Here is a 12,970-nt window from a genome sequence, read left to right as displayed (position 1 = left end):
CCCTCCAGGGCGATCACACCTTATTACACTCCGGATCCCAAATGCTTTCTGAGGGTAACTCCCGTTGCTTACGCTCCACTGCCAACAGGGATGCGGGCGCGAGTGTCTCAACCATGTAGCCCTTTGGGTAGGTCCGGCAACCGTCGGGCCAGTCCGGTTCCCCGGAGCGCCCGAACACAGCCAGCCAGCGACCCCTCATTTTAAGCACAGCCGGCACGATGAAGGCCATAAACCGACCAGGCGCCTCCAGCTGTACCGCTCTGCGCGTCGACTCATCCAATAATACCGCGGACACCGGTCGCACAAACGGCCTGAGACGCCGGGGCAACCAGGATTCCACCACAGTGAAGGTCGCCGTGGAAACCACCCGGTTACTGTCGTGAAAGCGGAAATTTTCCTGCACGTATTCACCGCTAAAACGGCGCATACTCTCCAGCGAGTCGGGAATCGACTTGATTCCCATACGCTCACCCACATTGCGCCAGAATATAAACAAAGCCATTTTCTCATGCTCGCTCAGGCGTCGCCAGCCAAACCGTGCGATCCAGTCAATCGGGTCCAGCATGAAGGTGGAGAGAACAAACAGGTAATCGTCGTTGCTAATAAAGAAGTGGGCGTGGGTCTGGTTGATCCGCTGCAGTGCGGCGCGTCCCTGTGGACTATCGTAGCCATGGCGCAGTAACTGCAGCATCAACAGGCTCGTATCGTCATAGCGTTTCTGGCCATTGCGGGAAAACTCGCCGGTGCGCGCCAACAAGCCGCTGATACCTGGCGAGGCGAAGGTGCGGAACAGAGCCATTTCCAGCGCGCGATTGAAATCCCATAGAAAACCATCGCACACAATCAATCGTGCGATTTGGCAGGCATCCTCGCGCGGATTCAGCCGCAGGATATCCGCGCGAAGCTTTTTCTTTCTGATCATACCCATGGCCCATGTTGATTTTATCGAGCAGTTACGGGCAGGAGTACACACCGGTGTATTGACGGCGCGACGCTCACATTATCCCAGTGTCCATCCTGAAGTAATGTGCGAGCGTTTACCTCGTCTGAAAGAAGTATTTTCCGCTTAATGTATGCTCTTCTCATCCTTGCAGATGGCTTTTACGCACGTAATCGATCAGGCCTCCGGCAATTACCGTTGCCACCTCTTCCTCCCCCATATTGTGCGTCACTTCCAGCTCTTTACCCCCAGCCAGCTTGATCACAATCTTGCGACCGGATTGTAATTGCTGTGGGAGGTCATCGATTTCCAGCATATCGTCCTGATTCAGGCGTGCCAGGTCCGCAGGCTGCTTAAATAACAGGGGGACCACGCCGAAGTTGATCAGGTTGCGACGGTGAATACGCGCCATGGAAACAGCGATCACCGCGCGCACCCCGAGGTAACGCGGAGCAATCGCCGCGTGCTCTCGGCTGGAGCCCTGGCCATAGTTATCCCCACCGATCACAAAGCTGTCGGCATTGAGTTTTTTGGCTCGCTGGTAAAAGGTTTCATCAATGCGGGAAAAGGTATAGTGACTGATCGCGGGAATATTCGAGCGCAGTGGCAGGATATCTGTACCCGCCGGGAGAATCTCGTCGGTGGAGACATTGTCACCCGTCTTAAGAATAATCGGACCGCTGAGCACTTCCGGTAAGGGATCAAACTCGGGCAAGGGCTGGATATTAGGTCCTTTTTCCAGCTCTACGGGTATCTCATCGGTGGTATCGCGCGGCGCGAGCATCAACGGACGCATATCCTGAAGCTTTTCCGGCTCGACAAACGCCGGGTAGTCCATATCCATATCCCGAGGATCGGTGATCACGCCAGCCAGCGCGCTTGCAGTGGCGGTTTCCGGGCTACACAGGTAGACCTGATCTTCCTTGGTACCGGAACGACCGGGGAAATTCCGCGGCACCGTACGCAGGCTGATACGTCCACTGGCCGGTGCCTGCCCCATACCAATACAACCGTTGCATCCGGTCTGATGCAACCGTGCCCCTGCCTGTAACAAACGGTTGAGGTCGCCGCTGTGACTGAGTTCTTCCAGTAACTGGCGGCTGGTAGGGTTGATGTCCAGGGAGATTTCCTGGGGGACGTTTTTTCCCTCGACCATTTTCGCGGGAATTGCGAAGTCACGCAGCCCGGGATTCGCCGACGAGCCGATATAACTCTGGTAAATGGGTTTGCCCGCAACCTCACGCACGGTAACAACTTTGCCCGGACTGGACGGACAGGCGATCATCGGTTCGAGTTTGGATAGATCCAGCTGCTCGCGCTGATCGTACTGCGCGCCCTGTTCTGCCGCGAGCGCAATAAAATCCTCTTCCCGTCCCTGCTGGCGCAGAAATGCACGCAAATTTTCATCCGCGGGGAATACGCTTGCGGTCGCGCCCATCTCTTGCCCCATATTGGCGATAACGTGCCGATCCATGGCCGTAAGATTGTCGAGGCCCGGGCCATAGTACTCGAAAACCTTGTTAACCCCGCCCTTTACGTCGTAGCGACGCAACATCTCCAGAATCACATCCTTGGCGCTTACCCAGGGCGGCAACTTGCCGCTCACTTCAACCCCAATCACCTCCGGCATCACCAGGGAGAATGGCAGCCCGGCCATTGCCAGAGCTACCTGCAACCCGCCCGCGCCCATGGCAAGCATCCCCATGGCACCGCCGGCACAGGTGTGACTATCCGAGCCCAGCAGGGTTTTACCCGGAATGCCAAAACAAGCCATATGCACCGCGTGACTGATACCGTTGCCAGGCCGTGAAAACCAGATACCCCATTTGCGGCTGGCGCTGCGCAAAAAGAGATGGTCATCAGCATTCTTGAAATCCGCCTGTATCAGGTTGTGATCCACATACTGGGCAGAGAGCTCGGTTTTTACTTTCGGCAACCCCAGCGCTTCGAATTCGAGCATCACCATGGTACCGGTGGCATCCTGGCACAGCGTCTGGTCGATTTTCAGCTGAACCGCCTCGCCGGGGGTCATCTTGCCGCTGACAAGATGCTGTTCGATAAGCTGTTGGGTGAGATTTCTGGCCATGAGTTCTCTCCTGCTCTGGTATTCCATTTTGCTCACCGTTTAAGATTCTGCTCAGTTGGAAAATTCCACCCGCGGCTCATCTGTATCGGTGCCAATGTAATCGGGCGCGCACTGGATAAAGTCCTCCTGATCCAGTCCGGCCTCGATCAGGTATTTCTGTACGTTACGGCTACGACGGTTGGACAAGCGCAGCAATTCCTCACGAATGCCCCGCGGCGGTTCCTTGTAAAAGTTTTCGCGAACTTCCCCCGCACCGCGCATGGCACCAATTTCATGAGGAAACATGTTTTCCAGATCCCTGGCGGTAGACACGCCGCAAATTCCTGGTCGCGCCTTGTCGTTGTCGCGCATTTTTTCCACCATACCGTCCAGCTGGAGTTTTGCCGTCGCACTCAGGGTATCGCTGCCGGGGGCGAATTCAAGGTCGGAAAAACTGACAGCGCGGAAACGCGCCCAAGCCAGCTTGGCGAGACTGTAAAAACCTACCGGCGTAAAGTAGGCGAACAGTGCTTCGAGAATGGCACGCTGTAGTAAATCGCTGAATATAAAGCTGAAAGAGAATTGAGGATCATAGAGCTCACCGGTTACCGGCATATCGAAGCGCACGTCTCCGTCACCATCTTTCAACAGTGCCAGCGCCAGACCCAGTGGGATGATACTTTTCTTCACATTCAGGTGGTCGCTGTCACGAACCCGTCTCACCTTGATTTTCTGCAGATCCATTTTTGCCAAGGCATCGACCTGGTTGTCATCGACCTTAAGGTTCAGCTCAGCATCAAGCTGCCCCTGCAGAATTTTGTACCCGAGCAGAGAAGCCATGTAGGGCGTAGCCGGAATCAAGTTGGCGCCTTCAACATAGCCGAGTAACCCACCGTCCCAGTGGTTGTTGTCCAGCAGATCTACCTTGCCCGCCAGGTGCATTTCACTGAAACCTCCGGGCCGCGCGTTAAAGACCAGCAGCGCTGGTGGATCATCGTGATAATTACTCAAGCCGCTCAGCAGTAAATTGATGCGCCGTATGGGAAGCCTGGCCTGTTGTTCGTGGGCGCTGTCGAGCCACAAAAACTTCCCTCGGTCGACATATAGCTGTCGAACCCGGTACTTAAACCGGTTGGCTTTGCGCGCAATATCGCCCCGTTTATATTGATAGTTTTCCAGCTCTGGCGATGTACTGCGAAAGCGCTCCCAGGCACCCAGGTCTCCCTGCCGCCCGCGGGCCAGGATACTGTGCGGACGAATCAGGTCTACAGTGTCGATCTGCAAAATCTTTTCCGGCGGGAAATATTCAAACTGGCTGACGCGCAGGGCTTCAATTTCCGTATTCCACTGGTGATTGACGAATTCCTGGGCGCGCTCATCGCGCCGGAATACCCGGCTATCGGCGATTTCCATAAACAAAAGACGGATGGCCTGTTTGGCCACGCTGAGTTCGCGAATTTCCACATAAGCGCTTTCCAACAACTGGTCGCCGGCAGTATCCAGCACCAGTAAATTTTCCAGCTTCGCGAGGGTCAGGGACAACTGACGTTGCTCAAAGCCGAATCGTCCTGAGGTAAGCGCCTTCTCCAAATTGAAACAATGACGTACCCCCTTGATGTATCCTTCCGGGACACAGCTGCTCACGTTCTCCAGCTGCAGGTTTTGCGCCACCAGTTCCCGGTCGCCAAATGCCAGTACATCCGCTTCCAGCGTCGCGATATGCAGTAACTGGGATGGCAGGCCCGCAGGGAAACCCCGCTGGGTAATCCGTACGCCATCCACTTTGATATCCCTAAACTGCCGTTGAGCCCTGCCACTGCGCAGACTGCCCAGCAACACCTTGTGCTCGCTGCCCATGGAAATACGACCCACCTCGTAGCAGGGTGCGAGAGACTTTTCCCCAAGTTTGAAAGGCTCGAGACAGCCATTGAGTCCGGTGACTTCGCCCTGTTTCAGCGCCACGGCGTCAGAGGAAAATACCAGCCCGTTCACCCCCAGGTGGGTAAAGCCGACCCGCTTGCGGTCTCCCTGGCGAAATGCGAAATCCTCCAGCGCAACTTTCCCGCTGGCACGTAGCGCGTCTGTCATTGCCAGTTCCTGCCGCCCTTCCACCATCAGTTGTCGGAAGGAAAAGCACAGGGGATCCTTCACCGAGGTGGAGCTACCATCGCTGCCCGGCAGGCAACCGGAAAAATCCCGCGCCAGCAGGTCTTCCACTCTCACCCGAGCGCCCCCTGCCCAGCGCATGGATTGCCACTCGATATAGTCGAGCTGCATGATCGGAGACGCCCCCACCTGTGCCGGAGCCGGCAATAACTTCAGGTTTGCTGCCTGCAATGGCCCCAGGGAGAGGCGGTCTGCTTCATCTCCCGGTGACATTTCTCCAGCACCACCCAGGCTGACCAGATTGTCGCCGCCAAGATGCAGGCTTCCGGAAGACACACAACCCCGCCAGCGGCCACTGCCTTCTCCCCGCAACTGCGCTGCGGCAAGCCAGTCATTCAGTCCGCAACCCGTGACACTATCGACCCGCAGATCGTGCAGGTTCAGCTGTACCGGGAGGTCAGGTGGTGCAGCCTGCACCAGCCCGATCTTTGCTACCTGCAATGCACCCAACTGCAACTGGGGCGGGTCTTGCAGTCGATGGTGCAGAGACAGATTCGCTACCGAAATTCCTCCGTTTTCAGAACTGAAACGCTGACCGCGTACACAACGCGGCAACATGCGCTCCGGCTCCCCACTTTGCGGCCAGCAGGTAGCAACGGTCTGGGCCTGCAGTTGGGTGATTTTCCAGTCGGCACGGGCGCCGGGGGTGCGCGGCAGGTTGGCGTAGAGTCCCAGGCCGAGCAGCTTTTTAACCTCGATCGTGATGTCATCCTTGCCGCCGCTGAGCGCAAAGTGATCCAGCACCAGGTTGTTGAGATCCGCGCTGAATCGATCGCGACCGTAGTCCAGGGAGAAGCGATCACCGGTACGCAGTGTTTCCACCTCGATACAGCGTTTATCGCCGAAGCAGAAGTCCGCGATACCCAACGCTGCTCCAGGGAGATTCAGCCGCATGCGAACCGGCCGGGACTGCAGGCGGAAATCCGCCCGCGGCAGAAGTAACTGAGTAAGGGCCAACAGATCGTTGCCACTGGCACTTTTCACGTCGGCGGATTCCAGGCTGAGATCCGCCGCACGAAAGGCCACGCGCAAACGGCCACCGTCATTGGCGCTGGTAGGTCGCTGTCTATCCAGTTTCAGGTGCAGTGGCTGATGCTGCCGCAGATTGTGAACCGCAAAACATTCGGGACGATATTCAGGGTCAGAGCCTCCGGCTATGGCCTGCCAGGAAAGCGGCAGGCAGCCGTCCAGCGCGGTCAGTGACAGGGAGGCGAGTTCCAGTTCCGTCTGGCGCGCGACAATATTGGCGCCAATATTCTCTATGTGGCGGCTTTCCAGAGCCTGCTGCCGCGCCCGCTCGAGAGCCAACCGCTCCTCGGGCAGAAGTCCTTTTTCGCGGCCGTCGTCTGAAGCATTGCTATCACTACCTGCATGCTCTTCACCGGGGAACCAGCCGTGTTCGTCTTCACTGGCAAAGTATTCACCAGGCTTCAATTGCTGGTCGCGTATGCGGAAAAAACCGTTGCCGGTATGCAGCTGGCGCAGCATCAATCCGGTTTGCTTACTCGCATCGTCAGCCAGCTGGTCCGACAACAACAGTGACGCCAGGCTCAGCTCGCCCAGCACCATGTAGGGTGATGGCGTCAACGCAAAGACAAAGTCGCCCTTTCCTTGCAGCTGTGCCGCGCGACTACACAGGGGAGACATCCGCTGGGGCAACAGCCCCTCCGGCACACATCCGGTGAGTTTCTCGAGGTTGATATCCTCCAGCAGATAGCGCTTTTCCTGTTGCGAAAGCTCAAGACGACGCCAGTTCAGGTCCACGATCGACACCTGATGCTCGGGACCATCCCGTCCGTCGCTGAGCTTCAGTTTTTCCAACGTGAGCGGCCCACTGTCCAGCGCCCAGCCCTGTGCGGGGAGATGGTCTCGCGGCAGTTTGCGGGCAAACTGCATCGCAAAATCTTGTGGCAAATTTAATTGGTTGAGCACAACACAGTGGTCCCGCTCACCCCACAGCTGCCCCGGAATACAGCCGGATGCGCCGTCCAGAGACAGGTTTTGCAGTTGCAGGCGACGACGGTCATTGCGGTACTGCAACTTGCCGAGACGTAGCATATTGGTATTTAACGGGTCCGCCTGCTGACGATCGGTGTCCAGGTCCACCAATGTGCCCTGTCCCAGGCTCGCCTCCGCGAGGTCGACGGCAAACCCTTCCCGCCACTCAAACCGGGTGGGCTGCGGCAAACGCAGGCTGCCGGCGCGCAGACAGTAGTGATGAGCGCCGTCGACAGAGGAGACGGTTCGCAGGCGGTTGGGACACCAGGAAAAACCGCTGGCACCGGCACTCAGCCATTGCAGAGACTTGTCTTCACGCAGGAAGTCAAAGTCATTGATCGCGATTGTTTCGGCATGCCAGTTGGGATGGCGACGATTGCGATAGCGCAGCCGCACTTCCTGGCCGTCGATCCTGTGCCAGGCAATTTCCGACTGTTTGCCAAAAGAAAAGCTCGCCGGTCCCCGCAGCTGCAAACGACGTGTGGTGGCGCAGTGGCCAATGGTTTTCTGCAACCCCGGAACCGCGTCCGCCCAGCGCTGGGGTGGGCAGCCGCCAAACTTGCGGGTAGACAGTTCTGTCACGCTCAGCAGATTGTCCGGGCGGACAAACTGGATATTCCGTGTTTTCAGGCGCACCACCGCGATAGTGGGGTGTTCCTGCGCGGATTTGCGCATATCGCCTTCCCCCGGCTCCTGGGTTTTGCTGCCAACACCCGCACCCGAATCTATCTGAGGGATTTCATCCCAGGCCAACAGGTTTTCCAGCGCCAGCTCGTCGGCGCCGATGGAAAACTGCAGCGGCTCTCCAGCTTTTTCGCGGAGCCCGCTAACAAAAAAATCATCCAGGGCAAGCTCACCAAATCGCGCACAGCTGGGGGAATTCCACTGGGGCTTGTGCTGGTAACAGACCACCATATCGCGCAGGGTTGCGGCGGTCAGATCCACCCGCCAATGCCTGGGCTTCTTCTCTCCGCCTTCCTTGAGCCGCCAGCCGCCAATTTCCCACACTCGGCCGTGCTCGCTGGGCTCGGACTCGAGGTCCATATACCCGCCTTCAAGCTCCACCTGTTTGACGTGGATCTTGCCCTGCAGCAGCTTCCACCAGCTGAGCCCGAGGGTTGCCTCGCGCGCATTGAATCCGCGCTCGAATTCATTGCGGACTTCAACCCCGCGCAGGTGCGCACGCAGCCGCGGCAAGGAAATTTCCATGTGCTGAATCTGCGCCTCGAGACCGCGCTCGTGCAACCAGCGCTGTACCGCCCCGGGTAGGATCGCAGAAAGGAAGATATTCAGTGCGCCAATCAGTAACAGGAAAAATAACACCCCCCACAGCAGGCGGTGGCTCCCTCGGTATTCGGCGGACTGATTGGCGGGCGAAGTGGACATCTATACTCGGCGCACAAAGAATTTCGCGCAGCCGCTATTGTGAATTCGGAAACTGCGCGCTTCCTACAGTAAAGACCAGTGCGCTGCGGGCGGATGTCGTCGAATCCGACATCTGACTATTTTTATTCGGCGGCGCAGGGCCCAAGCCCTGTCACTCCAATAATTTCGCGCCACAACGCCCCAAACCCAGCGGCACGGCCGTGCTATTCCTCGGGACGCCATTACACTGTTTATATTTCGAACAATTCACAGACAGAAACGCGTAATTCAATCGACAACGTTAGCCCGGTTGTCACAGGCGCCATTGACGCAGCGACGGTGACGTAAATGGCCCCGCAGGCGGGTCACAGTCAGTAAACGGCGGCATGCCCTACAAAGATCTCGGTACATCGACAGGTATCGGTGAAACAGGCAGGTAACAGAACATGCGGGAACACCCACATTATCAGGACATCGTGCTGATCGGCGGCGGACACAGTCATGCGATTCTTCTGCAACTGTGGGCCAAGAACCCCCTGCCCGGGGTACGCCTGACTCTCGTTTCCCCCCAGGTACAGAGCGCCTACGCCGGAATGCTTCCCGGGATGATTGCCGGTCATTATGGCGCTAGCGATATCCATATCGACCTTCCGCGCCTCTGTCGCGCCGCCGGCGCCCGCTTTATCCAGGCATGTGCGCACCAGATCGATCCGGCAGAACGCACAGTTTCCCTGCTTGGACGACCGGACCTGGAGTTCGACCTGTTATCCCTGGATATCGGCGCCACTCCGTGCCGCAAACTTCCCGGCTCAGAGCTCGCCATACCGGTCAAACCCATCGGCCACTTCCACCGTTACTGGGAACAACTGAAGCAACAGATCCAGACTGAACACCAGCCGCTGCGTCTCGGCGTAGTGGGCGGCGGTCTCGGCGGCTGTGAACTGGCCATGGCCATATCCTCGGCCCTGGAGGAACCCGTTTACAGTGGCAGGGTAGAAATACATCTGCTGCACGCGGGTAACAAGCTGCCCGAGGATTACCCGCTACTGACCCGCAGGCTGATTGCACGGGAGCTCAACCGTCTCAATATTCACCCCCACCGCAACTGGCGGGTTGCGGAGATCACCCACAGCGGTGTGCACAGTGATGACGGGCAGTTTCTTCCCATGGACAAGATATTGCTGTGTACCGAGGCTGGCGCCCCGCCATGGTTGAGCCAATCCGGATTGGCACTGGATGGCCAGGGGTTTGTGCAGGTAGACGAATACCTGCGCGCCGAGCGACATCCATATATCTTCGCCACCGGAGACGTGGCCAGCCTGGTAAAAGCATCCGCAGCCAGTGCTAACACAAACAAATCTGCCAGTGCTGCTCTGCACCAGGGACCTACGCTTTACCACAACTTGCGCGCCACCCTGCTGGAACAACCTCTTAAGCCCTATCAAGCGCGCCGGCACTTGCTCCATCTGGTGACCTGCGGCAATCACCGAGCCCTTGCCTGTCGCGGCGGTTTTTCCATGGTCAGCAGTGCCCTGTGGCACTGGAAAGACCAGCGCGAACGCAATTTTATGCAGCGTTTCAGTACATTGCCGGTCGGTGTGCGACAACCCGCACCCTCTCTACTACGCCAACTGCTGCGACCACAACCCAGGGGGCTGGAACAGCGTAATAACATCTCGGTGGCAGGCCTACAGGGCGGTGGTACAGGCGCCCGTATCAGCAATGATATCCTCGAGCGGACACTCGCCAGACTGCCCTCGCAACCGGCTACAGGTCCTGGCCACTCTGAGCAACCCGTAACACCGCAACTGCCCGCGGGACAGTGGCTGGTACAGCGCTCACAACAGATGCGCGCCCCCGTCTCCGACCCGTGGCTGTTCGGGCGCCTGGCGGCACTGCATACGCTCACGGATGTACTCGCAGCCCAGGCCCAGCCAGTGGCGGCACAGGCGCTGGTCACCCTGCCAACCGCGGCCCCGGAGCTGGCAGTGCGCGACCTGCAACAGATTCTCGATGGGGCCGTGCGCGAACTGAACCAGCACCACTGCACGCTGAGTGGTGGGCACACCTTCGAAGGTACCGAGCTGCAATTGGGTCTTACGGTGAGTGGTGCCGCGGAGCGACAGCAATTACTGGGGAAATCGGGCATACGTGCAGGAGACTGCCTGATCCTTTCTAAGCCGATTGGCACCGGCGTGCTGCTCGCGGCCGAACGTCACGGCAAGGCCCGCGGCCGCTGGCTGCAGCAGGCCCTGGAAATGATGCTGCAAAGCAACTCTACCGCAGCGGAGATCTTCGCCGGCAATCGCGCCAGTGCCATCACCGGCATCAGTGGGTACGGGCTGCTGGGCCATTTGCTGGAAATGCTGCAGTGGCGCAGCGACCGGGTCAGCCCGCAGCGAGTGGAACCCTCCAGCGGCCAGTACCAGGCGGATCTCGGCGCCAGTCTGTTTGCCGATGCACTGCCATTATTGCCCGGCGCAACTTACTGCGCAGAGCGCGGCCTGCTCTCCAGCCTGCACCAGCACAACACCCGTACATATGCAGCGCTGCAGAACCCCACAGCGTGGCGTGCTGCCCCTCTGCTGCCGCTGCTGGTGGACCCTCAGGTCTGCGGCGGCCTGCTGGCTTCGGTGCCGGCGGAAGCCGCCGAGCGCTGTGTGGCCGCACTGCACGCTGCAGGCTGTCGCCACGCCAGCGTCATCGGATTTGTGGACGAGCTGCCGGAAGACCGGGATCAGCTCCCCTACGCCCCACAGCCAGTGCACCTGACACAAAGTGGTGACTGGAAGAAAATGGCCAATCGCTACAGTGAGCTGATTTCCTGACCTACGCTTACCGCTATCCACAAAACCCTTACGGTTGAAACCAACTGGCCGTTGCCAAACAGGCTGAGTGCGTTAGTATTGCGCGCATAGAATTAAGGGAGAGGCAATGTAGCTTTCCCGAACGCGTCTTCACAGAGACCGCCGCCCGATCAGTAATTATTTTCGACACCTGTCGACCCGGAGTCAGACCTCCGGCAGTGCACGGGCGCGCGAAGAGCACAATTTTTTAGCTCTACAGGAAATCTCTGCCATGAAGAAAATCGTAATTGTCGGCGGTGGTGCCGGCGGTCTGCAATTGGCCACCAGTCTCGGCCGTCACTTCTCTTTCAAACACTTTCATCGCCGCAATAAAACGCCCGCGGCAGAAATCACCCTGGTCGATAAAAAACGTACCCATATCTGGAAGCCGCTGCTGCACCAGGTCGCCACCGGCGCACTGGACTCCAGCCTCGACGCGTTGAATTACCAGGTCCACGCCCGCGCCAACGGCTTCCAGTTTGAGCTGGGCAGCCTGCAGGGAATTGATCGCGCAGCAAAAACCATCGAACTTGCTGAAGTGTGCAGTGAAGACGGACAACCGCTGGTACCGCCGCGCAAGCTGGAATATGACTACCTGGTATTTGCCCTCGGCAGTCAGAGCAATGACTTCAATACGCCCGGGGTGCGCGAAAACTGCCAGTTCCTGGACAGCGCCGAGCAGGCACAGAAATTCCACACCCGCCTGCTGGACCAGTTCCTGCAGCTGGAAAGCCGCGTCGCCGAGAATGTGGCCATCGCCATTGTCGGCGGCGGCGCCACTGGCGTGGAGCTGGCCGCAGAGCTGGTGGATGCGGTGCACGAGATGGGGCACTACGGGCGCATTAAAAACGGCGATCTCAAGGTCACCCTGATCGAAGCAGGTCCGCACCTGCTGCCCGCCCTTCCGGCGAGGCTCGGCAACAGCTCACAGAAGGAACTGTCCAACCTCGGTGTGCGGGTTCTCACCGGCACCCAGGTGGCCGAAGCCACCGGCACGGGATTTGTGACCCGCGACGGCGAGGAAATTCCCGCGGCTATCCGGGTGTGGGCCGCCGGCGTAAAAGCACCGGACTTCCTGCGCGACATGGATGGCCTCAGCGTCAATCGCCAGAACCAGATTGAAGTGGAAGCGTCTCTGCGCAGTAAAAGTGACCCGAATATTTTCGCCCTCGGCGACTGTGCCGGTTGCATTGACTCTGCAGAGCACAAGGTGCCGCCGCGGGCCCAGGCCGCACAACAGATGGCGAAGACCGCCCGCGAAAACCTGATCGCACTGGTAGAGAACCCCGATGCGGAGCTGCAGCCGTTTACCTACAAAGACCGCGGTTCACTGGTATCCCTGTCAAAGTTCGATGCAGTGGGCAGTTTGATGGGCGGCCTGGTCAAAGGCAGCCTGACCATCGAGGGACGTCTCGCCGGGCTCGCCTACCGCTCTCTCTACCGCATGCACCTCGCAGCCCTGCACGGCTGGCCCAAGGCCATGCTGCTGTACCTGATCGGACAGGCTAACCGCTTTGTGAAGCCGCGCCTGAAAATGCACTGAATCCGATGTGCACCTTTACCAACAAATAAAAAGAGGCCCCTGTGGGC

The 12,970-nt window shown here is 58.5% G+C and carries 5 protein-coding genes; 2 read left to right on the top strand and 3 right to left on the bottom strand.

The window, feature by feature from the left end; all coding sequences use genetic code 11:
• Positions 1-13: 13 nt before the first annotated feature.
• From B4U49_RS13575 to B4U49_RS13565, 3 genes are all read right to left on the bottom strand, one after another.
• Positions 14-922 (bottom strand): oxygenase MpaB family protein, encoded by a 909-nt coding sequence (locus tag B4U49_RS13575; protein WP_158078625.1) that lies wholly within the window; start codon positions 920-922, stop codon positions 14-16.
• 160 nt (positions 923-1,082) lie between these two features.
• The gene (locus B4U49_RS13570; RefSeq protein ID WP_078085143.1) at positions 1,083-3,026 is read right to left on the bottom strand and encodes an aconitate hydratase; all 1,944 of its coding nucleotides are present in this window, start codon (positions 3,024-3,026) and stop codon (positions 1,083-1,085) included.
• A gap of 51 nt (positions 3,027-3,077) precedes the next feature.
• Positions 3,078-8,555 (bottom strand): DUF748 domain-containing protein, encoded by a 5,478-nt coding sequence (locus tag B4U49_RS13565; RefSeq protein WP_078085142.1) that lies wholly within the window; start codon positions 8,553-8,555, stop codon positions 3,078-3,080.
• Positions 8,556-8,980: 425 nt separating this feature from the next.
• Here B4U49_RS13565 and selD point away from each other — a divergent pair, with 425 nt between their 5' ends.
• Together selD and B4U49_RS13555 are read left to right on the top strand one after the other, a co-directional pair.
• Positions 8,981-11,362, top strand: coding sequence for a selenide, water dikinase SelD (selD, locus tag B4U49_RS13560; protein WP_078085141.1), 2,382 nt, complete (start codon positions 8,981-8,983; stop codon positions 11,360-11,362).
• A 250-nt stretch (positions 11,363-11,612) separates the two neighbouring features.
• On the top strand, positions 11,613-12,923 hold the full coding sequence (locus tag B4U49_RS13555; RefSeq protein WP_078085140.1) for an NAD(P)/FAD-dependent oxidoreductase: 1,311 nt from the start codon (positions 11,613-11,615) through the stop codon (positions 12,921-12,923).
• Positions 12,924-12,970 lie beyond the last annotated feature (47 nt).

It is taken from the genome of Microbulbifer mangrovi (assembly GCF_002009015.1).
Classification (GTDB): Bacteria; Pseudomonadota; Gammaproteobacteria; order Pseudomonadales; family Cellvibrionaceae; genus Microbulbifer; species Microbulbifer mangrovi.
This window is presented reverse-complemented; position numbering and strand designations above follow the sequence as displayed.

Excerpts from the sequence above, each read along its gene's own strand:
- B4U49_RS13575 (WP_158078625.1), bottom strand. The coding sequence starts at position 922 with ATGATCAGAAAGAAAAAGCTTCGCGCGGATATCCTGCGGCTGAATCCG.
- B4U49_RS13570 (WP_078085143.1), bottom strand. The coding sequence starts at position 3,026 with ATGGCCAGAAATCTCACCCAACAGCTTATCGAACAGCATCTTGTCAGC.
- B4U49_RS13565 (WP_078085142.1), bottom strand. The coding sequence starts at position 8,555 with ATGTCCACTTCGCCCGCCAATCAGTCCGCCGAATACCGAGGGAGCCAC.
- selD (WP_078085141.1), top strand. The coding sequence starts at position 8,981 with ATGCGGGAACACCCACATTATCAGGACATCGTGCTGATCGGCGGCGGA.
- B4U49_RS13555 (WP_078085140.1), top strand. The coding sequence starts at position 11,613 with ATGAAGAAAATCGTAATTGTCGGCGGTGGTGCCGGCGGTCTGCAATTG.